At 74.4% G+C, this 19,128-nt stretch carries 20 protein-coding genes; 15 read left to right on the forward strand and 5 right to left on the reverse strand.

Annotated features, from left to right (window positions below; all coding sequences use genetic code 11):
* Nucleotides 1-134 precede the first annotated feature (134 nt).
* Nucleotides 135-1,073: a polysaccharide deacetylase family protein gene (locus AB0M28_RS16150; RefSeq protein WP_365404169.1), complete on the reverse strand. Its 939-nt coding sequence runs from the start codon at nucleotides 1,071-1,073 to the stop codon at nucleotides 135-137.
* 215 nt (nucleotides 1,074-1,288) lie between these two features.
* Here AB0M28_RS16150 and AB0M28_RS16155 point away from each other — a divergent pair, with 215 nt between their 5' ends.
* The 3 genes from AB0M28_RS16155 (at nucleotide 1,289) to AB0M28_RS16165 (ending at nucleotide 4,982) form a co-directional block, all read left to right on the forward strand.
* The gene (locus AB0M28_RS16155) at nucleotides 1,289-2,458 is read left to right on the forward strand and encodes a class I SAM-dependent methyltransferase (RefSeq protein WP_365404353.1); all 1,170 of its coding nucleotides are present in this window, start codon (nucleotides 1,289-1,291) and stop codon (nucleotides 2,456-2,458) included.
* 183 nt (nucleotides 2,459-2,641) lie between these two features.
* Nucleotides 2,642-3,838, forward strand: coding sequence for an alanine racemase (gene alr, locus AB0M28_RS16160; RefSeq protein WP_365404172.1), 1,197 nt, complete (start codon nucleotides 2,642-2,644; stop codon nucleotides 3,836-3,838).
* On the forward strand, nucleotides 3,831-4,982 hold the full coding sequence (locus AB0M28_RS16165) for an alpha/beta hydrolase (RefSeq protein ID WP_365404175.1): 1,152 nt from the start codon (nucleotides 3,831-3,833) through the stop codon (nucleotides 4,980-4,982). The genes alr and AB0M28_RS16165 overlap by 8 nt, the downstream gene beginning before the upstream one ends.
* A 27-nt stretch (nucleotides 4,983-5,009) precedes the next feature.
* Here AB0M28_RS16165 and AB0M28_RS16170 read toward each other — a convergent pair whose 3' ends face one another.
* Nucleotides 5,010-5,510 carry a MarR family transcriptional regulator gene (locus tag AB0M28_RS16170; protein WP_365404178.1) on the reverse strand — a complete coding sequence of 167 codons (501 nt, stop codon included), beginning with the start codon at nucleotides 5,508-5,510 and terminating at the stop codon, nucleotides 5,010-5,012.
* A gap of 154 nt (nucleotides 5,511-5,664) precedes the next feature.
* Between AB0M28_RS16170 and AB0M28_RS16175 the strand changes: the two genes are divergently transcribed.
* The 3 genes from AB0M28_RS16175 to tsaE all read left to right on the forward strand — a co-directional run bounded on the left by AB0M28_RS16175 (nucleotide 5,665) and on the right by tsaE (nucleotide 8,492).
* Complete coding sequence (locus tag AB0M28_RS16175; RefSeq protein WP_365404181.1) at nucleotides 5,665-6,357, forward strand: response regulator transcription factor; 693 nt, start codon at nucleotides 5,665-5,667, stop codon at nucleotides 6,355-6,357.
* A gap of 86 nt (nucleotides 6,358-6,443) precedes the next feature.
* A complete protein-coding gene (locus AB0M28_RS16180; protein ID WP_365404184.1) occupies nucleotides 6,444-7,895 on the forward strand; it encodes an MFS transporter in 1,452 nt (483 codons plus the stop codon).
* A 63-nt stretch (nucleotides 7,896-7,958) separates the two neighbouring features.
* Entirely contained in the window at nucleotides 7,959-8,492 is a 534-nt protein-coding gene (gene tsaE, locus AB0M28_RS16185) for a tRNA (adenosine(37)-N6)-threonylcarbamoyltransferase complex ATPase subunit type 1 TsaE (RefSeq protein ID WP_365404187.1), read from the forward strand.
* Nucleotides 8,493-8,806: 314 nt separating this feature from the next.
* Here tsaE and AB0M28_RS16190 read toward each other — a convergent pair whose 3' ends face one another.
* Nucleotides 8,807-9,358 carry a hypothetical protein gene (locus AB0M28_RS16190; protein ID WP_365404190.1) on the reverse strand — a complete coding sequence of 184 codons (552 nt, stop codon included), beginning with the start codon at nucleotides 9,356-9,358 and terminating at the stop codon, nucleotides 8,807-8,809.
* A gap of 95 nt (nucleotides 9,359-9,453) precedes the next feature.
* Between AB0M28_RS16190 and tsaB the strand changes: the two genes are divergently transcribed.
* The 8 genes from tsaB to coaA all read left to right on the forward strand — a co-directional run bounded on the left by tsaB (nucleotide 9,454) and on the right by coaA (nucleotide 16,477).
* The gene (gene tsaB / locus AB0M28_RS16195; protein WP_365404193.1) at nucleotides 9,454-10,107 is read left to right on the forward strand and encodes a tRNA (adenosine(37)-N6)-threonylcarbamoyltransferase complex dimerization subunit type 1 TsaB; all 654 of its coding nucleotides are present in this window, start codon (nucleotides 9,454-9,456) and stop codon (nucleotides 10,105-10,107) included.
* 20 nt (nucleotides 10,108-10,127) lie between these two features.
* A complete protein-coding gene (gene rimI, locus AB0M28_RS16200; protein WP_365404356.1) occupies nucleotides 10,128-10,592 on the forward strand; it encodes a ribosomal protein S18-alanine N-acetyltransferase in 465 nt (154 codons plus the stop codon).
* A complete protein-coding gene (tsaD, locus tag AB0M28_RS16205; protein ID WP_365404196.1) occupies nucleotides 10,585-11,718 on the forward strand; it encodes a tRNA (adenosine(37)-N6)-threonylcarbamoyltransferase complex transferase subunit TsaD in 1,134 nt (377 codons plus the stop codon). Before rimI ends, tsaD begins: the two co-directional genes overlap by 8 nt.
* The gene (locus AB0M28_RS16210) at nucleotides 11,715-12,017 is read left to right on the forward strand and encodes a hypothetical protein (RefSeq protein WP_365404199.1); all 303 of its coding nucleotides are present in this window, start codon (nucleotides 11,715-11,717) and stop codon (nucleotides 12,015-12,017) included. Before tsaD ends, AB0M28_RS16210 begins: the two co-directional genes overlap by 4 nt.
* 82 nt (nucleotides 12,018-12,099) lie before the next feature.
* Nucleotides 12,100-13,275, forward strand: coding sequence for a sensor histidine kinase (locus AB0M28_RS16215; RefSeq protein WP_365404202.1), 1,176 nt, complete (start codon nucleotides 12,100-12,102; stop codon nucleotides 13,273-13,275).
* Entirely contained in the window at nucleotides 13,272-13,937 is a 666-nt protein-coding gene (locus tag AB0M28_RS16220) for a response regulator transcription factor (protein ID WP_365404205.1), read from the forward strand. The genes AB0M28_RS16215 and AB0M28_RS16220 overlap by 4 nt, the downstream gene beginning before the upstream one ends.
* Before the next feature lie 21 nt (nucleotides 13,938-13,958).
* Complete coding sequence (locus AB0M28_RS16225) at nucleotides 13,959-15,383, forward strand: NAD(P)H-hydrate dehydratase (protein ID WP_365404208.1); 1,425 nt, start codon at nucleotides 13,959-13,961, stop codon at nucleotides 15,381-15,383.
* A 101-nt stretch (nucleotides 15,384-15,484) separates the two neighbouring features.
* Nucleotides 15,485-16,477, forward strand: coding sequence for a type I pantothenate kinase (gene coaA, locus AB0M28_RS16230; protein WP_365404359.1), 993 nt, complete (start codon nucleotides 15,485-15,487; stop codon nucleotides 16,475-16,477).
* A gap of 44 nt (nucleotides 16,478-16,521) precedes the next feature.
* On the opposite strand, the gene AB0M28_RS16235 is transcribed toward coaA, so the two are convergent.
* The gene (locus AB0M28_RS16235; protein ID WP_365404210.1) at nucleotides 16,522-17,265 is read right to left on the reverse strand and encodes a hypothetical protein; all 744 of its coding nucleotides are present in this window, start codon (nucleotides 17,263-17,265) and stop codon (nucleotides 16,522-16,524) included.
* A gap of 100 nt (nucleotides 17,266-17,365) precedes the next feature.
* Between AB0M28_RS16235 and AB0M28_RS16240 the strand changes: the two genes are divergently transcribed.
* On the forward strand, nucleotides 17,366-18,352 hold the full coding sequence (locus AB0M28_RS16240; RefSeq protein ID WP_365404213.1) for a DUF389 domain-containing protein: 987 nt from the start codon (nucleotides 17,366-17,368) through the stop codon (nucleotides 18,350-18,352).
* Nucleotides 18,353-18,372: 20 nt separating this feature from the next.
* On the opposite strand, the gene AB0M28_RS16245 is transcribed toward AB0M28_RS16240, so the two are convergent.
* Nucleotides 18,373-18,927, reverse strand: coding sequence for an isochorismatase family protein (locus AB0M28_RS16245; RefSeq protein WP_365404216.1), 555 nt, complete (start codon nucleotides 18,925-18,927; stop codon nucleotides 18,373-18,375).
* Nucleotides 18,928-19,128 lie beyond the last annotated feature (201 nt).

The following is a 19,128-nucleotide window of genomic DNA, read 5'->3' on the forward strand; positions in this document are numbered from 1 at the left end:
CCCGCCGGCGCCTGCGGCGCGATTCGGCGCTTCGCGCCTCAGTCCTCAGACGCCGGTCACCGGACCGCAGCCGCCCACCCCACGCCATCGGCAACCGGTGGGCGCTGGGGGCCCCCAGCCCCCCCCGTCACCGACTACACGTAATCCTCAAGCCTCCCCACCGCGAACCCCTCCGCGGCCGCCTTCCGGAGTACCTGTCGGACGACATCCGGCATCTCGCCCGCCCACTCCGACCGCCCGCGGAAGTGCGTGAGCACGATGTCGCCGGGCTCGAAGGACCGCGACCCGCGGCGGTAGTCCCAGCGGTCGGGGAACGCCTCCTGCTGCCACAGCGGTACGACCTCCACCCCGCACGACTTCGCCGCCCGCAGCGAGTCGCCGTTGTAGTTGCCGAACGGGGGGCGGAAGAGCCGCGGCGCCGCACCGAACTCGAGGCGGAGCCGCTCCTGCTGGCCGCAGATCTCGCGCCGTTGCGCGTCGTACGACATCAGCCGGAGGTTCGGATGGTTGAGGGTGTGGTTGTTCAGGGTGACCCCGGCCGCCTGCATGCGGTGGAAGTAGCCGTAGTCCTCCCGGGCGACGAAGTCGGAGAGGAACGCGCTGTAGGGGACGTTCAGCTCCCGCATCATCCGGATGAGCTGGGGATCCTTGTAGTTCCCGTCGTCGATCGTCAGGAAGATCACCCGGTCCGTCGTGGGCACCCGCGTGATCACCGGCGGCAGGTCGGGCGAGCCGTCCCGCGCCTCGAAGCCGGGCTCGGTGACCAGCCGGGGTTTGACCGCGGGCGGTGCCGGAGGCACCAGCGGGGCCTGCGCCAGCCCCCACCGGTGCGCGGTGGCGGTGCGGCGGGCGTACGCGCGGGCCTGCCGCCAGGAGTCGTAGGCGAGGGCCTGCGCCTCGACGCTCCCGTACTTCGCGACGGCCGCGCGGGCGCCGGGGTTGCGGGCGTCGATCAGCCCGCCGCCGGTCCGGGAGTCGTCCCGTACCCCGGAGGGCTGGCCGCAGGCCGCCGCGGCCAGCGCGCCGAACAGCAGCGCGGCCCCGACACGCAGCCCACGGACCGCCCCGCCCACCCGCAGATCCCGGGCGGGCCGACGGATCCGCGGACCCCGACCCGCCCCACCCGATTCATCCGCTTTTCCTACTTGTCGTACTAATTGCATGGAACGGATGGTGCCACCGGTGTCCAGCGACACCCGCGTGACACCTCCGCGAAGTCCACCGGCTGGCCGACAATGGACCCGTGCACGCCCCTGACCCCACGGACCCCACCGACCCCACCCGCTCCCTGGCCGCCCTCCGAGCCCCCGAGGGCCAGACCCTGCTCGACGAGCTCCGGGACCACGACCCCGGGCAGGCGCTGGCGCTGGCCACGCGGCTGCGCCGCGACCACCCGGCGGAGCTGGTCTCGGCCGCCCTCACCCAGGCGCGGCTGCGGCAGCGCGCCGCGGCGAAGTTCGGGGCGGACGCCGGGCGGATGTACTTCACCCCCGACGGCGTTGAGCAGGCCACCCGGACGGCCGTGGCCGACCACCGCGCCGCCCGCTTCAAGGCGCTCGGCGTGACCGCCCTCGCCGACCTGTGCTGCGGTATCGGGGGCGACGCCGTCGCCCTGGCCCGGGCCGGTATCCGGGTGCTGGCCGTGGACCGCGATCCGCTGACGGCCGCGGTGGCGCGGGCCAACGCGGAGGCGCTGGGGCTGGCGGAGCTGATCGAGGTGCGGTGCGCCGACGTGACCGAGGTGGACATCTCGGCGTACGACGCCGTCTTCACCGATCCGGCGCGCCGGGGCGGGCGCGGGCGGATCTTCGACCCCGAGGCGTACTCGCCGCCCCTGTCGTGGGCGCTGGAGGTCGCCGGGCGGGTGTCGCACGCGGCGCTGAAGATCGCGCCGGGCGTGCCGCACGAGGTGGTCCCCGAGGGGGCCGAGGCGGAGTGGATCTCCGACGGCGGGGACGTGAAGGAGGCCGTGCTGTGGTTCGGCACGGGCACGCCCGGCTTCCGGGCCACGCTGCTGCCGTCGGGCGCCACGCTCGCGGGCCGGGGCCTGCCGGACCCGCCCACCGGGCCCGTAGGCCGGTTCCTGTACGAGCCGGACGGCGCCGTCATCCGCGCGCACCTCGTCGCCGAGGTGGCGCAGCAGGTGGACGGGCGGCTGGTCGACGCCACCATCGCGTACGTCACGGCGGACACGCTCACCCCGACCCCGTACGCGACGGCGTACGAGATCACGGACGTCCTCCCGTTCAACCTGAAGAAGCTGAAGGCGCTGCTGCGCGAACGCGAGGTGGGCACGCTCACGGTCAAGAAGCGCGGCTCGGCGATCGAGCCGGAGGAACTGCGCCGCAAGATCAAGCCGTCGGGCCCGAACGCGGCCACGGTCTTCCTCACCAGGGTCGCCGGCGCCCCGTCGATGCTGATCGGCGGTCCGGCCGTGGACCCGCGCCCAAGGCCCTGACGGCGCTGCACGTCCGGACCTACCAGTGCGAGACTTGTGGCCTGGTCATCGACGGGACGCGGGCGCCGCGCCCGACGCGACCGCCTGGCGCCCGTCCGTCGCTCGCCTGCACGACCGGCTACCGGAGTGGCGGGAGAGCGGGAGCCACCGAGGCTCTGGGCAACGGATGCGAGACTAGCGGGGATGACTGACACAACACCGCGGGTGACGGCCGAGATCGATCTGGCAGCCGTACGGGCCAACGTGCGCCGGCTGCGGGACGTCGCGCGCACCGCGCAGCTGATGGCCGTCGTCAAGGCCGACGGGTACGGGCACGGCGCCGTCCCCTGCGCCCGTGCGGCCCGGGAGGCGGGTGCCGCGTGGCTGGGTACGGCCACGCCGCAGGAGGCGCTGGCGCTGCGGGCCGCCGGGGACACCGGTCGGCTGCTGTGCTGGCTGTGGACGCCGGGCGGGCCGTGGCGGGAGGCCGTCGAGGCGGGGATCGACGTGTCGGTCAGCGGGATGTGGGCGCTGAAGGAGGTCGTGGCGGCGGCCCGGGAGTCGGGGCGTACGGCCAGGGTCCACCTCAAGGCCGACACGGGGCTCGGGCGCAACGGCTGCGCTCCCGCCGACTGGGGCGAGCTGACCGCCGCCGCCCGCGCCGCGGAGGCCGCGGGTGCGGTCCGGGTCACCGGCGTGTGGTCGCACTTCGCCTGCGCCGACGAGCCCGGGCACCCCTCGATCCCGCTGCAGCAGAACGCCTTCCGCGAGGCGCTCACCGTCGCCGAGGCCACGGGCCTCACCCCCGAGGTGCGGCACTTCGCGAACTCCCCGGCGACGCTCACCCTCCCGGAGAGCCACTACGACCTGGTCCGCACCGGCATCGCGATGTACGGCATCTCCCCCAGCCCCGAGCTCGGCACCCCCGCCGACCACGGGCTGACGCCCGCGATGACCCTCAAGGCGTCCCTGGCCTCGGTGAAGCGGGTGCCCGGCGGCCACGGCGTCAGCTACGGGCACCACTACACCACCCCGGGCGAGACGACCCTGGCGCTCGTTCCCGCCGGGTACGCCGACGGGATCCCCCGGCACGCCTCGGGCAGCGGGCCGGTCCTCGTGGCGGGCAAGTGGCGGCAGGTCGCGGGGCGGATCGCGATGGACCAGTTCGTCGTGGACCTGGGCGGCGACACCGCCCGGGCGGGCGACGAGGCGGTCCTCTTCGGCCCGGGCGACCGCGGCGAGCCGACCGCCGAGGACTGGGCACGGGCGGCGGGCACCATCGCGTACGAGATCGTCACCCGGATCGGCCAGCGCGTTCCCCGCGTCTACACCGGCGAGGGCGGCCGGGACGGCGAGAACGGCCACGACAGCCACGACGGGGAGGTGCGCGGCCATGGGTGAGGGCAGCTGGTCGACCGCCGGGCGACGGGCGGGCATCGCGGGCGCCGCGATCGGCGTGGTCGCCGCGGGGGCGGCGGCCGGTATCGCGCTGGAGCGGGCGACCGTCGGCCGCGGCATGCGGCGCAGGGCCCGCCTCGCGCTGGACGCCGCCAGCCCCTTCGGCACGGTCCGCGGCACCCCCGGGCGTACGACGTCGGACGACGGCACCGAGCTGTACTACGAGGTCGAGGACGTCCCGGAGCCCCCGGCCGGCGCCAAGGGGCGCCGACGGCGCTTCGGGCGCAAGGCGGCCGGGCCGCTGACCGTGGTCTTCTGCCACGGGTACTGCCTGAGCCAGGACGCCTGGCACTACCAGCGGCTCGCGCTGCGCGGCCTGGTCCGCGCCGTCTACTGGGACCAGCGCAGCCACGGCCGGTCCGGGCGCTCGCAGTCCCCCGACGTGTCGATCGACCTGCTCGGCCGCGATCTGAAGGCCGTGCTGGACGCGGCCGCCCCGGGCGACGGTCCGGTGGTGCTGGTCGGGCACTCGATGGGCGGTATGACGGTCATGGCGTTCGCGGACCAGTACCCGGACCTCGTGGACGCCCGGGTGGCGGGCGTGGCCCTGGTCGGCACCTCGGTCGGCGGGCTCGGCCAGGTGAACTACGGGCTGCCGGTGGCCGGGGTGCGTGCGGTACGGCGGTTCGTACCCGGTGTGCTGAAGGCGCTGGGCAGTCAGGCGGAGCTGGTGGAGCGGGGGCGCCGGGCCACCGCCGATCTCTTCGGGGGGCTCGTCAAGCGCTACTCGTTCGGCGCGCAGGACGTCGATCCGGCCGTCGCGCGGTTCGCGGAGCGGCTGATCGAGTCGACGCCGATCGACGTGGTAGCGGAGTTCTATCCGGCGTTCGGCGAGCACGACAAGACCGAGGCGCTGGAGCACTTCGACGGTGTCCCCGCGCTGGTGCTGGTCGGCGACAAGGACCTGGTCACGCCCGCCTCGCACTCGGAGGTGATGGCCCGTCTGCTGCCGGAGGCCGAGCACGTGGTGGTGCCGGACGCGGGGCATCTGGTGATGCTGGAGCACCCGGAGGCCGTCGACGCGGCCCTGACGGACCTGCTCACCCGGGCCGGCGCGACGACGCTGCCGGTGCCGGACGCCCTGTAGCGCCCCGCGCCGTGGAACCCGGCGGCTTCAGTCCGCCGCCTCCGCCTCCGCCGCGCTGCTGACGAAGTCGTCGACCATCCGGTTGAACAGCGCCGCCAGCTGCCGCAGGTCCTCCGGCGACCAGTCCTTGAGCGCGTTCTGCATGCCGCGGCGGCTCGCCTCGCGGATGCGGTCCACCACCGCGGCGCCGTCCGCCGTCAGCTCGATGCGCTGCGCGCGCCGGTCCTCGGGGTCGGCGACGCGGGCCACGTAACCGAGCTGCTCCAGGCGCTGCACCTGGCGGGTGACGTGCGAGGGCTCCACCGCGAGCCGGGCCGCGAGTTCGCTGGGGCGCAGCGGGTCGCGGTCGGCGAGCTGGCGCAGGACGGACACCGTCGCGCGGTCCAGCGGGACGCCGGCGGCCGCCATCAGCCGTTCGTGCTGGCGGACCCGGCCGGCGAGGTGCGTGATCCGGGACAGTGCGCGTTCGATGTCGACCACCTCCGCGGGGACGGGAGCGGGCTCGGAGCGCGGCGAACGGGTCGACATGCGCCCACCCTAATGCTTGATGCCGCGTTTGACGCCCGGGACGTCCGGATCGATCGGTCATTTCCGCAGGTAGTTTAGTTGCTTGACTCAAGCAATTCAATATGCTTGACTTAGTCAAGTAATTCGCCGGGTGGTACGGAAGGACGGGAAGCCCATGGCCATCGACGTCCTGCTGGCCGACGACCAGGCCCTGCCGCGTGCGGGCCTGCGGGTGCTCATCGACGCGTGCGAGGACATGCGCGTCGTCGCCGAGGCGGCCGACGCCGACGAGGCGGTGGCGCTCAGCCGCGTACACCGCCCGGACGTCGTGCTCCTCGGACTGCAGGGGCGCGATCCGGGGCGGATCGGCTCCGCGGCGGCCGCGCTGCGCGACAGCCCGGCCGGCCTCGCGAGCGTGCTCATCCTGGCGCCGGCGGACCGCGACGACCTCGTCGTACGGGCGCTGCGGGCCGGAGTGCACGGGGTGGTCGACGGCGGTACGGGCGGCACCGAGCTGCTCGCCGCCATCAGGGCCGTGGCCGCCGGGGAGTGGTTCCTCTCCCCCGCCGCGACCCGCACGCTCATCGACCGCTTCCTCGCGACCCCCGAGGCGCGGCCCGCCCCCGCCGCCGCGCCGCCCGAGGCGCTCGCCGCGCTCACCGCGCGCGAACGCCAGGTCATGGCGCTGGCGGCGGAGGGGCTGACCAACGGGGAGATCGCAGACTCCCTCACGGTGAGCCCGCTGACCGCACGCACCCATGTGCTGCGCGCCATGGCCAAGCTCGGCGTCCACAACCGGGCCGGCCTCGTGGCCGCCGCCTACCGGACGGGCCTCGTCCGCCCGCCCGCGGCGGCCGTGTCCCGCTGAGCCCTGCCCGGCCCGCAAGCCCCCTTCGTACGAGAAGACCGACCGTTCCCGTCGTACGAGAAGACCCAGGAGACCAGGAGAGAACCGTGCACCAGCCCACCTCCCAAGCCCGGCCGGGCGCCGTCGTCGGCGTGCTCGCCCTGGCCGGTATCACCGCCGCGGTGATGCAGACCCTGGTCGTGCCGCTCATCGCGGAGCTGCCGCAGATACTCGGCACCAGCGCCTCCAACGCCTCCTGGGTGATCACCGCGACCCTGCTGGCCGCCGCCGTCGCGACGCCGGTGGCGGGCCGGCTCGGCGACCTCTACGGCAAGCGGCCGATGCTGCTGATCTCCACCGTGCCGCTCATGCTCGGCTCGGTGGTCGCCGCGCTGTCGTCGTCCGTCGTACCGATGATCATCGGCCGCGGGCTGCAGGGGCTCGGCATGGGTGTCATCCCGCTGGGCATCAGCCTGCTGCGGGACGTGATCCCCGCCGAGAAGCTCACCACCTCCATCGCGCTGATCAGCGCGTCCATGGGCATCGGCGCCGCACTCGGCCTGCCGATCGCCGCGGCGGTCGCGGAGAACGCCAGCTGGCGTGCGCTGTTCTGGGCCGCGGCCGTGCTGAGCGCGCTGGTGGCCCTCGCCATCCGCACCTTCGTGCCCGCCACCCCGCGCACCGCCGAGCCCGGGCGCTTCGACCCCGTCGGCGCGGTGGGGCTGGGCGTGGGTCTGGTGTCGCTGCTGCTGGCCGTCTCCAAGGGCGCCGACTGGGGCTGGTCGAGCGGCACAGTGCTCGGGCTGTTCGCGGCGGCCGCCGTCGTCCTGCTGGCCTGGGGCTGGTGGGAGCTGCGCACTCCCGAGCCGCTCGTCGACCTGCGGGTGACCGCGCGGCCGGTGGTCCTGCTGACCAACCTGGCGTCCGCGGTGGTGGGCTTCGCCATGTACGCCCAGTCGCTGATCCTGCCGCAGCTGCTGCAGCTGCCCGAGGCCACCGGCTACGGACTCGGGCAGTCGATGGTGGCCATGGGCCTGTGGATGGCGCCCGCCGGCCTGATGATGATGGTCGTCGCGCCGATCGGCGGCCGGCTCACCGCCGCGCGCGGCCCGAAGACCACGCTCGTCACCGGCAGCCTCGTCATCGCGGCGGGCTACGCCTCCTCGATGGCGCTGCTCGGCTCCACCTGGGGGCTGCTGATCGTCACCCTCATCACCAGCGCGGGCGTCGGGTTCGCGTACGGCGCGATGCCGGCGCTCATCATGGGCGCCGTGCCGCAGTCCGAGACGGCGTCGGCCAACAGCTTCAACACCCTGATGCGCTCGATCGGCACCTCGGTGGCCGCGGCCGTGGTGGGCGTGGTGCTGGCCCAGATGACCGTGGACTTCGGCGGCCACGCGCTGCCCTCCGAGGACGGCTTCCGCACCGGACTGCTGATCGGGTGCGGCGTGGCCCTGCTGGCCGCCGCGATCGCCTCGTTCATCCCGCTGCGCAAGGACGCCGGCGAGGCGGACCGGGACGGCGCCGGGGCGCCGGTGGAGGCGGCGGCCGCCCACTGAACGCACGGCCGGGACGGCCGCCGGGTGCCCGGCGGCCGTCCCGGAGCCTCTACGCTGGCGCACATGCAGGATGTGCACACCCGACTGACCGTCACCTCCCCGGAGCAGATGCGCGAGCTGGGCCGCCGGCTCGCCGGGCTGCTGCGCGCCGGGGACCTCGTGCTCCTCACCGGCGAGCTCGGCGCCGGCAAGACGACGCTGACCCGGGGCCTCGGCGAGGGCCTGGGCGTACGCGGCGCCGTCACGTCCCCCACGTTCGTCATCGCCCGGGTCCACCCGTCGGTCTCCGGCGGCCCGCCGCTGGTGCACGTGGACGCGTACCGGCTGCCCGGCGGCCTGGACGAGATGGAGGACCTGGACCTCGACGTCTCACTCCCGGAGTCCGTGGTGGTCGTCGAATGGGGCGAGGGCAAGGTCGAGGAGCTGTCCGACGACCGGCTGCACGTCCTGATCGAGCGGACGACGGGCGGGACGGCGGCCGAGACGACCGAAGCGACCGAAGCGGCCGACGATTCCGCACCGGACACCCGCAAGGTCACGCTCATCGGCGTGGGCGAGCGGTGGCGGTCCGACGGCCTGGCCGCAGTCACCCTCTAGAAGCCCCTGCCCGCAGCCCCCGCGTCGTACATTCCGACGAACATGCCGACAGGCCGTCGGCAAAATATTGCCCCGGACCGCACCCCCGTGGTGCCATGGCCGTATGCCGCACACCGGGAACGACCGAGAGGCGCGGCCGTCGATGCAGGAGCTCCTCGCCGCAGGGGCCGCGGCACAGGCGGTCTGCTCACCGCCGCCCGCTGAGGAGGAGCCCGAGCCCCGCCGGGCCGGCCCGGAACGGCCGGACACCCCTCGAACGGACATGGAACAGCCCGAGGCCGCGTAACACGTTCGGGTAAATCCGGGACCGGCGCTCAGCGCACCACGACGACCGGCATGCCCGGCGTCGCGAACTTCCACAGGGCCGCCCCGTCCGCCCGTCCGCTGCGCACGCCGCCGGTCTTCAGGCTCTTCTCCGGCGGCGCCGTCGACCCGTTCACCGCGGCGCCGAAGCCGACCGTGACCGGGCCGACGTTCGCGAAGCGCACCACGTGCTCGACCGCGACCCCGTCCGAGCCGGTGATGTTGTTCGACCGGCTGGTCACCTTGTACTCCCCGGGCGGCGGGCTGACGTTGCTGGGCGTCACCTTGTACGTACGCAGCACCGTCCCGTCCTCGTCCACCAGCCACACCCGCCGGGCGCCGAGCGCGTACACGACCCGCTCCCCCTCGCCGGACCGGGCGGGCAGCGCGGAGGCGGGGGTCTTCTTCGCCCCGGGCGTCGTCGGGGAGGAGGCGGAGGGTGTCGTCTCCGGTCCCGCCTCGGGCGCGCTTCCCGACGCCTGGACCGCCAGGAACCCGACGACCGCGAGCGCCGCGGCGGTCAGCACGGCCACGAACGTTCCCGGGCTGCTGCGGCGTGCCACCTACGACCTCCGGACTCAAGACGATGCGCTACCCCGGACCGTACTGCAGTCCGGCCCGGGCCGGGGTTGCGGGGCGGAGCCGTTAGGCTCATCGTGTGCTGCTGCTCGCCCTGGACACCGCAACCCCCGCCGTCACGACCGCGCTCCACGACGGGGAGTCCGTCGTCGCCGCGAGTCACCAGGTGGACGCCCGCCGGCACGGCGAACTGCTGCTGCCCGCCGTGGACCGCGTGCTGGCCGAGGCCGGCCGGCGGCTGACCGAGGTCACGGACATCGTGGTGGGCGTCGGCCCGGGCCCGTACACCGGGCTGCGGGTCGGGCTGGTCACCGCGGACACCTTCGGCGCCGCGCTGGGCGTGCGCGTGCACGGCCTGTGCACGCTGGACGGCATCGCGTACGCCGCGGGGCTCACGGAACCCTTCGTCGTGGCGACGGACGCGCGCCGCAAGGAGGTCTACTGGGCCCGGTACGCCGACTCCCGCACCCGGATCACCGAGCCGGCCGTGGACCGGCCGGCTCACATCGCCGGGGAGGTCGCGGGACTGCCCGTGGCGGGTGCCGGGGCCGAGCTGTACCCGGACGTCTTCCCCGACGCCCGGCCCCCCGCCCACCAGTCGGCCGCCGCCCTCGCCTCGCTCGCGGTGGAGCGGCTGGCCCGCGGCGAGGAGTTGCTGCCCCCGCGCCCGCTGTACCTGCGCCGGCCGGACGCGCAGGTGCCGGCCGGGTACAAGGCGGTCACGCCGAAGTGACCGAGGTGACCCTCCGCGAGATGCGCTGGTGGGACATCCCCGCCGTGCTGGAGCTGGAGCACGAGCTGTTCCCCGAGGACTCCTGGTCGTCGGGGATGTTCTGGTCGGAGCTGGCGTACACCCGCGGACCGCACGCCAACCGGCACTACGTGGTGGCCGAGGAGTCCGACGGCCTGCTGGTGGGGTACGCGGGACTCGGCGCCCCCGCCGAACAGGCCGACGTGCTGACCATCGGCGCCGCCCGCGACCACTGGGGCACCGGCCTCGGCCCCCGGCTGCTGCACGACCTGCTGGACGCCGCGGCCGGGCGCCGCTGCACCGAGGTGCTGCTCGACGTACGCGCCGACAACCCGCGCGCCCAGCGCATGTACGAGCGCTTCGGCTTCAAGCCGATCGGCATCCGCCGCGGCTACTACCAGCCCGCGAACGTCGACGCGGTCGTCATGCGCCGCGAGATGAACGGCAAGGAAGAGACCTATGGCTGACTCCCGCGACTCCCGCGCCTCCCGCGCCTCACGCGACGAACCCCTGGTCCTCGGCATCGAGACCTCCTGCGACGAGACCGGCGTGGGCATCGTGCGCGGCCACACCCTGCTGGCCGACGCGGTGGCGTCCTCCGTCGACGAGCACGCCCGCTTCGGCGGCGTGGTGCCCGAGGTGGCGAGCCGGGCGCATCTGGAGGCGATGGTCCCGACCATCGAGCGGGCGCTGAAGGACGCCGGGATCAAGGCGAGCGACCTCGACGGCGTCGCCGTCACCGCGGGCCCGGGCCTCGCGGGCGCGCTGCTGGTGGGCGTCTCGGCGGCCAAGGCGTACGCCTACGCGCTGGGCAAGCCGCTGTACGGCGTGAACCATCTGGCCTCGCACATCTGCGTCGACCAGCTGGAGCACGGCGCGCTCCCGGAGCCGACGATGGCGCTGCTGGTCTCCGGCGGGCACTCCTCGCTGCTGCTGGCCCCCGACATCACCTCCGACGTACGGCCGCTGGGCGCGACCATCGACGACGCGGCGGGCGAGGCGTTCGACAAGATCGCCCGGGTGCTGGGTCTGGGCTTCCCCGGCGGGCCGTTCATCGACAAGGCCGCCCGCGAGGGCGACCCCGCCGCGATCCGCTTCCCGCGCGGGCTGACCGGGCCCCGGGACGCTGCGTACGACTTCTCCTTCTCGGGCCTGAAGACCTCCGTGGCCCGCTGGGTCGAGGCCCGGCGCGCGGCCGGCGAGCCGGTGCCGGTGGCGGACGTGGCGGCCTCCTTCCAGGAGGCGGTGGCGGACGTGCTGACCAAGAAGGCCGTGCGCGCCTGCAAGGACAACGGCGTGGACCACCTCATGATCGGCGGCGGTGTCGCCGCGAACTCCCGGCTGCGGGCGATGGCCCAGCGCCGCTGCGAGGACGCGGGCATCGTGCTGCGCGTGCCGCGCCCGAAGCTGTGCACGGACAACGGCGCGATGGTCGCCGCGCTGGGCGCGGAGATGGTGGCCCGGGGCCGTTCGGCGTCGGCGTGGGACCTGTCGGCGGACTCGTCGCTGCCGGTGGAGGAGACGCACGTGCCCGGTCCCGACCACGACCATGTGCACGAGCACGAGCTGCGGAAGGACAACCTGTACTCGTGACCCTCGCGTTGATGTGGGAGGCCAAGGCGGCCGCCGGGCGGGCGGATGAGCTGCTGGAGTGGGCGCGGGCGCAGGCGCTGACGGAGATGCCCGCCCGGCGGGAGACGATGACCGCCCCGGGTGAGCGGGTGCTGGTGATCACCTGGTGGGAGGGCTCGTACGACACGAAGGCCCCGGAGCTGCCCGATCCCCCGGCGGAGCTGTGCGCCCGGCCCGTGCACCGCTGGCGCTTCGAGTCCGTGGCCGTGGAGGGCGGGCGTACGCACGTCTGGTCCGACGGCCGTCATACCCAGGTCTGACCTGGGAGTCCAGGCCCTGGTCCGACGCGGGGCCGCCCGGTCGGGCGCGATGGTGGGGGGCATGGACGGATACGGTCGGGTCATGAGGCGCGTGCGGCGGTTCCTGCTGTTCGCCGCGGACGCCGCGGCGGCGCTGGTGCTGGTGCTCATGTACGTCGGTTTCGCCGGGATGCGGTTCCCCGACGGGCACAGCGGTGCCGACGTGTACGGCCTGCTGATCGCCTTCGGCGTGGGGCTGCCGATCGCGGTGCGGCGGCGGTGGCCGCTCACCGTGTTCGCGGTGGTCATGAGCGCGATGGTCGCGGCCACCCTGCTGGACATCACCCGGGAGCCGTTCCTGGCCGGAGGTCTCGCCGCGTATCTGGTCGGGCTGAGCCGGCCGCCGCGCCGCGCCGTGCCCGTGCTGGCGGCCGGGACGGCGGCCGCGGTCGTCAGCGTGGTGCTGGGGCTGGCCGTCTTCAGCCCCACCGAGGGCTGGTGGCCGGCGAGCACGCTCGCGGTCCTCGCGGGGCTCATGGTGGGCGGCTGCGGGGCCGCGGGGTGCCTGCTGCGGTGGCGGCGGGCCGAGTCCGTACGACGGGAGGCGCTGCGCGCCCGCCGGGCGGTGGCGGACGAGCGGATGCGCATCGCCCGCGAACTGCACGACATCGTGTCGCACAACCTCAGCCTGATCGCCGTGAAGGCCGGCGTGGCCGCGCACGTCGCCGAACAGGACCCCCTGGAGGCGCGGGAGGCGCTGCGGGTGATCGAGGAGACGTCCCGCTCGGCGCTCGCCGAGATGCGGCGCACCCTGGGCGTGCTGCGCACCGAGGGCGCGCCGCTGGGCCCGGCGCCCGGGCTGGACGGGCTGCGCGAGCTGGCGGCGCAGGCGGAACGGGCGGGCGTGGACGTGGAGCTGACGGTGCGGGGCGTGGACGGTCTGGGCGAGGGGCTGTCGGTCACGGTCTACCGGCTCGTCCAGGAGGCGCTGACGAACGTCGTGAAGCACGCGGCGCCCACCAGGTGCGCCGTACGCGTCGAGGCAGACGGGCGGGAGGTGCGCGTCGAGGTGTCCGACGAGGGCCGCCCCGGCCCGCCGCCGCGTGAACTCCCCGGCGGGCACGGGCTGCTGGGGATGAGGGAGCGGGTGACGATGTACGGCGGGACGTTCGGGGCGGGGCCCCGGGGCGACGGGTTCGCGGTGTCGGCGCGGCTGCCGCTGGACGGGGAGAGGGTGCCCGAGAGCGCGCCCCCCGGTGTGCGGGAGGAGCGGTCGTGACCGATCCCGTACGGGTGATCGTCGCCGACGACCAGGCCATGGTCCGCGGCAGCTTCCGGGTCCTGGTCGACCACACGCCGGGCATGACGGCAGTCGGCGAGGCGGCGACCGGGGCGGAGGCGGTCGAACTGGCCCGCCGCGAACGGCCGGACGTCGTCCTCATGGACATCCGGATGCCGGAGGTCGACGGCATCGAGGCGACGCGCCGCATCAGCGGGGACCCGTCCACCGCGGGCGTGCGGGTCCTCATCCTCACGACCTTCGACCTGGACGAGTACGTGTACGCGGCGCTGCGCGCGGGCGCGGCGGGCTTCCTGCTGAAGGACACGCCGCCGGCGGACGTGCTGGCCGCGATCCACGTGGTCGCGTCCGGGGAGGCGCTGCTGGCGCCGTCGGTGACGCGCCGCCTGATCGAGACGTTCGCCCGGCTGCCGGATCCGGGCCGCCGCCCGTCCGCACGGGCCCTCGACGGGGTGACCGACCGCGAGCTGGACGTCCTGCGGCTGATCGCCCGCGGCCTGTCGAACACGGAGATCGCCGGGGAGCTGCATCTCAGCCTGGCGACCGTGAAGACCCACATCGGCCGGCTGCTGGCGAAGCTCCAGGCCCGGGACCGGGCGCAGCTGGTGATCGTGGCGTACGAAACGGGCCTCGCGGGGTGATCGCGTAGGACACTGGAGCGCATGAGGCTCGCCCACCGCGTAGAGACCGTCCGGGCCGCCGAGGCGGCGCTCATGGCCACGCTCCCCGAGGGAGCCCTGATGCAGCGGGCGGCCGCGGGTCTCGCGGCGGCCTGCGCGGACCTGCTGGGCCGGGTCTACGGCAGCCGGATCGCCGTGCTCGCCGGCAGCGGGGACAACGGCGGCGACGCCCTGTACGCCGGCGCGCGGCTGGCGCGGCGCGGGGCGTCCGTGCGGGCGCTGCTGCTCAGCCCGGAACGGGCGCACCCCGGCGGACTCGCGGCCCTGCGTGCGGCGGGAGGGTACGTCGTACCGGCGGAGACCCGTCAGCTCGCGGACGTCGACCTGGTCGTCGACGGGATCGTCGGCATCGGCGGCAAGGGCGGGCTGCGCCCCGCCGCCGCGGCGCTGGTACGGGCCGTACGGGCGCCGATCGTCGCGGTGGACCTGCCCAGCGGCATCGACGCGGACACCGGCGAGGTCACGGGCGAGGCGGTGCGGGCGACGGCGACGGTGACGTTCGGGACGTACAAGCCGGGCCTGCTCATCGACCCGGGCCACGCCCACGCGGGCGCCCTGCGCCTGGTCGGCATCGGCCTGGACCTCCCCGCGCCCGACGTGGAGGCCCTGCAGCACGCGGACGTCGCCGCGCTGCTGCCCGTGCCGACGGCGGCCAGCGACAAGTACAGCCGGGGCGTCGTCGGCGTCGTCGCCGGCTCGGAGCGCTATCCGGGCGCGGCCGTCCTCGCCGTCGGCGGCGCGCTGCACGGCGGCGCGGGCGCGGTGCGGTACGTCGGCGCCGCCGCGTCGGCCGTCATCGCGCGCTGGCCGGAGACCCTCGTGCACGCCGGCCCGCCGGCGAAGGCGGGGCGGGTGCAGGCGTGGGTCGTGGGCCCGGGGCTCGGGGACGGTCCCGAGGCGGCGCGCGCGGTGGCGGACGTGCTGGCGTCGGACGTCCCCGTCCTCGTCGACGCGGACGGGCTGCGCTTCATCACCCCGGAGCTGCTGGCGGCCCGCGGCGCGCCCACCCTGCTGACCCCGCACGCGGGGGAGGCGGCGGCGCTGCTCGGCGTACCCCGGGCGGAGGTGGAGGCGGCGCGGCTGGCGTCCGTACGGCGGCTGGCGTCGGCGTTCTCGGCCGCGGCGCTGCTGAAGGGGTCGACGACGCTGGTGGCCGACGCGTCCGAGCTGCCGGTGCGCGTCAATCCGACGGGCAGCTCCTGGCTGGCCACGGCGGGCAGCGGCGACGTGCTGTCGGGCCTGACGGGCTCGCTGCTCGCGTCGGGCCTCGCCCCGCGCGACGCGGCGGCGGCGGGCGCGTACCTGCACGGCCTCGCGGGACGCCGCGCGGCCGCCGGGGCGCCGGCGGGGGCGCAGGAGCTGGTGGCCGCGCTGCCCGAGGTGTGGCGGGACGTGGCGCGGGGGTGAACGGGGGGCCTCGCCCATGAGACCAACCTCACCCCGGACCCGACATGACCCCTCCCGGGGGGAACCGCAGAATTGGGCACGTGACCTCGCCGCTGAGCACGATGCCGCCGCCGCACCACCCCTCCGCCCGGAGGAGGCACCAGGACACCACGCCGTACGTGGACCTGACGCGTGCGGAGTGGAGCGCGCTGCGGGAGAAGACGCCGCTGCCCCTGACGGCCGAGGAGGTCGAGCGGCTGCGCGGTCTGGGCGACGTCATCGACCTGGACGAGGTACGGGAGGTCTACCTCCCCCTGTCCCGGCTGCTCAACCTGTACGTGGGCGCGACCCACGGCCTGCGCCGCGCCGTGAACACCTTCCTCGGCGACGCCGGGAACGGCCACCGCCCGCAGACCGGCACCCCGTTCGTCATCGGCGTGGCGGGCAGCGTCGCCGTCGGCAAGTCGACGACCGCCCGCCTGCTGCAGGCGCTGCTGGCCCGCTGGCCGGAGCACCCGCGCGTGGAGCTGGTCACCACGGACGGCTTCCTGCTGCCGAACGCGGAGCTGCACCGCCGCGGTCTGATGTCGCGGAAGGGCTTCCCCGAGTCGTACGACCGCCGCGCCCTGACCCGCTTCGTCGCGGACGTGAAGGCCGGGAAGGACGAGGTGCGCGCCCCGGTCTACTCGCACCTGATCTACGACATCGTCCCCGACGAGCAGCTCGTCGTACGCCGCCCGGACATCCTGATCGTCGAGGGCCTGAACGTCCTGCAGCCCGCCCTGCCGGGCACGGACGGCCGTACGCGGGTGGGGCTCGCGGACTACTTCGACTTCAGCGTGTACGTCGACGCGCGCAGCGAGGACATCGAGCGCTGGTACCTGGGCCGGTTCCGCAAGCTCCGCGACACGGCGTTCCAGGACCCGGACTCGTACTTCCGCAAGTACACCCAGGTCTCCGAGGAGGAGGCCCTGGACTACGCTCGCCAGATGTGGCGCACGGTCAACGAGCCCAACCTCCGCCAGAACGTGGCCCCGACGCGGGGCCGCGCCACGCTGGTGCTGCGCAAGGGCCCCGACCACAAGGTGCAACGGCTGTCGCTGCGCAAGCTGTAGCGGCGCTCACCGCCGCGGGCCTGGGGGCCGGAAGCCCCGCGTGCTCAGAGGGGCTTCTCGGCGGCGGTCCTGAACTCCCGCAGGAGCGTGGCGGCTTTCTCCAGGTCGTCCATGTCGAACACGGTGAGGAACCCGTCGGTGGTGCGGTCCACCCAGCCGCACATGACGGCGTCCTGCCCGCCGCCGTCGACATGGCCGCAGGCGAGCGCGCCACCGAGCGGTCCCGGGTCGAACGATTCGACGTCCTCCGACCGGGCGCCCGCGAAGGCGTTGCGCAGGCCCTGCGCCGGGGAGTCCCTCCTACGCTCCTCGGCCATCTCCGGGTCCCAGTCGTCGGCGCTCCCCTGGAACACGGCTGCCGGGTTGCCGCCGTCGTGGCTGTAGAACCAGCGCTTGCCGTACGCGGGCGGCTTGAGCCGGGACTCCAGGTCGGCCGCCGCGTCACCGGTGAGCAGCGCGTAGTCCCGTACGGACGGCGGCGCGACGACGGTCTGTGCCCTGGCGGGGCCTTCGTCGGCCGCGGAAGCGCTGTCGTCCAGCAGGAACACCCAGCGCAGTCCGCCCAGTACGGCCACCAGGGCCATCAGCAGCACGATCACCAGGCGCCGCTTGGCCTTCAGCCGCTCGACCTCGGCCACCTGGTCCGGCGTCTCCGCGTAGGGGGCGTCCCGCCACGTGCGGGTGAAGAACCACAGCGCGGCCATCACGGCGAGGGTCACCAGCACCGCGCCTATCAGCTGACCGGATTCGAATGCACGCGAGTCACGGTCGATCCCGAGCATGATCATGGCCGGATCCTAGCGGCGAAGATCCCGCATGTTCACGTCACGGTTCGGTCTCGAACGTAGGGCCGTCCGGGACGCGCGGCCACGCGGTAGCCTCTGCCGCATGCTTCACGTGCGTATCCACGTGCCCACCGGGCGTACCGAGGAAGTCCTCGGCCTGATCCACAAGACCGTCGGCACCACGCATCTCGCCGTACTTCCAGGGGCGTCCCTGGAACCCGAAGGCGACCTGGTGCTGTGCGACGTGGCGCGCGAGGCCGCCGACGGGCTGCTGCACGAGCTGCGGCGGCGCGGGCTGTGCGACGACGGTGCCGTCACCGTGGACGACGTGGGGCTGACGCTCTCCACCCGGGCGGACAAGGCCGAGGAGGACGCTCCCGGCGAGGCCGCGGACGCCGTCGTGTGGGAGTCCCTCGTCGAGGAGACGCACGAGGAGTCGACGCTCTCGATCACGTTCCTGGCGATGCTCACCGTCGCCACCCTGCTCGCCGCCTGCGGCGTGATGATCGACAGCTCGATCCTGATCGTGGGCGCGATGGCCGTGGGGCCCGAGTTCGGCCCGATCGCGGGGCTCTGCGTGGCGCTGGTGCAGCGGCGGCCCCGGCTGGTGGGGCGGTCCGTCGCCGCGCTGCTCGGCGGTTTCGCGGTGGCGATGTCGGTCACCGTGGGCTTCAGCTTCATGATGGACGCCTTCGGCTACTTCACGATGGACATGCTGGAGGGGAAGCGGCCCCAGACGGGCTTCATCTGGGATCCCGACGCCTTCTCCTTCATCGTCGCCGTGCTCGCCGGCACCGCGGGCACGCTGTCGCTGACCTCCTCCAAGTCGGGGGCCCTGGTGGGCGTGGCGATCTCGGTGACCACGGTGCCCGCAGCGGCGAACGCGGCCATCGCGCTGAGCTACGGCGACTTCGCCCAGGCCCGCGGCTCCACTTACCAGCTCCTGCTGAACCTGCTGGGCATCATCGTCGCCGGCACGGTCACCCTCCTCGTCCAGAAGGGCTACTGGGCCATGACCAGGCACGAGACGGTGTCCCAGCACGTCCGGGACATCACCCGGCAGCAGCGCACCGGCAGCGCGCGCCGGTAGCTGCCATCGCGGCCCGGCGCTCAGCCCGCGAACGACACCTCCGCCGCCTCCACCACTCCCGCGGCGCGCCCCGGAGCCGACTCGTACCGCCAGTACAGGTTCGTGTGCGCGATGACCTGCTCCGGCGGCGGGGCGCCGTACTCGCTGAGGTCGGTCGTCGTGTGCGCGTCGCCGACCAGCGTCACGTCGTAACCACGGGTGAAGGCACCGTGGATGGTGGCGCGGACACACGCGTCCGTGGAGGCGCCGGTCACGACCAGCCGGCCCGCTCCGGCGGCGGCCAGCACGTCCTCCAGCTCCGTGCCCTCGAACGAGTCGCCGTACTGCTTGTGCACCAGCGCCTCCGGCTCCAGCCGGACCAGTTCGGGGACATAGGCCCAGCCCTCGCTCCCCCGCTTCGTGTTCTCGTCGTTGTGCTGGATCCACACGACGGGCACCCCCTCGGCGCGGGCACGCTCGACCAGCGCACCGATGGCGGCGACGACCTGGTCGCGACGGACCGCCTTCTCCACGACGGCGTTCTGCATGTCGATCACCAGCAGGGCCGTACGGGGGCGGTCGGGCAGGTTCGTCATCGCGGTCTCCTTCGGCCGTTGGGGAGGCGGGGTCGGAGGTATGGGTCGCAGGCAACGCTAGCCCCCGACGCCGGTATCCGGCCCGTTCATAACCGATCGTCAAAATCCGCGCCCCCACGGCGCGTTCCGCGTAGCCCCCGCGGACCGCGCCCTGATACGCCTGGCAACTGCCGTGTCCACGACATAGGGAGTCGCCATGCC

Source organism: Streptomyces sp. NPDC051940 (assembly GCF_040680895.1).
Lineage (GTDB): Bacteria > Actinomycetota > Actinomycetes > Streptomycetales > Streptomycetaceae > Streptomyces.

Bases quoted from the DNA above. Each gene is read 5' to 3' on its own strand.
- AB0M28_RS16215 (WP_365404202.1), top strand. From the start codon at position 12,100: ATGAGGCGCGTGCGGCGGTTCCTGCTGTTCGCCGCGGACGCCGCGGCG.
- tsaD (WP_365404196.1), top strand. From the start codon at position 10,585: ATGGCTGACTCCCGCGACTCCCGCGCCTCCCGCGCCTCACGCGACGAA.
- AB0M28_RS16245 (WP_365404216.1), bottom strand. From the start codon at position 18,927: ATGACGAACCTGCCCGACCGCCCCCGTACGGCCCTGCTGGTGATCGAC.
- AB0M28_RS16170 (WP_365404178.1), bottom strand. From the start codon at position 5,510: ATGTCGACCCGTTCGCCGCGCTCCGAGCCCGCTCCCGTCCCCGCGGAG.
- AB0M28_RS16235 (WP_365404210.1), bottom strand. From the start codon at position 17,265: ATGATCATGCTCGGGATCGACCGTGACTCGCGTGCATTCGAATCCGGT.
- rimI (WP_365404356.1), top strand. From the start codon at position 10,128: ATGCGCTGGTGGGACATCCCCGCCGTGCTGGAGCTGGAGCACGAGCTG.
- tsaE (WP_365404187.1), top strand. From the start codon at position 7,959: ATGCAGGATGTGCACACCCGACTGACCGTCACCTCCCCGGAGCAGATG.
- AB0M28_RS16240 (WP_365404213.1), top strand. From the start codon at position 17,366: ATGCTTCACGTGCGTATCCACGTGCCCACCGGGCGTACCGAGGAAGTC.
- AB0M28_RS16225 (WP_365404208.1), top strand. From the start codon at position 13,959: ATGAGGCTCGCCCACCGCGTAGAGACCGTCCGGGCCGCCGAGGCGGCG.
- alr (WP_365404172.1), top strand. From the start codon at position 2,642: ATGACTGACACAACACCGCGGGTGACGGCCGAGATCGATCTGGCAGCC.
- AB0M28_RS16165 (WP_365404175.1), top strand. From the start codon at position 3,831: ATGGGTGAGGGCAGCTGGTCGACCGCCGGGCGACGGGCGGGCATCGCG.
- coaA (WP_365404359.1), top strand. From the start codon at position 15,485: ATGCCGCCGCCGCACCACCCCTCCGCCCGGAGGAGGCACCAGGACACC.
- AB0M28_RS16175 (WP_365404181.1), top strand. From the start codon at position 5,665: ATGGCCATCGACGTCCTGCTGGCCGACGACCAGGCCCTGCCGCGTGCG.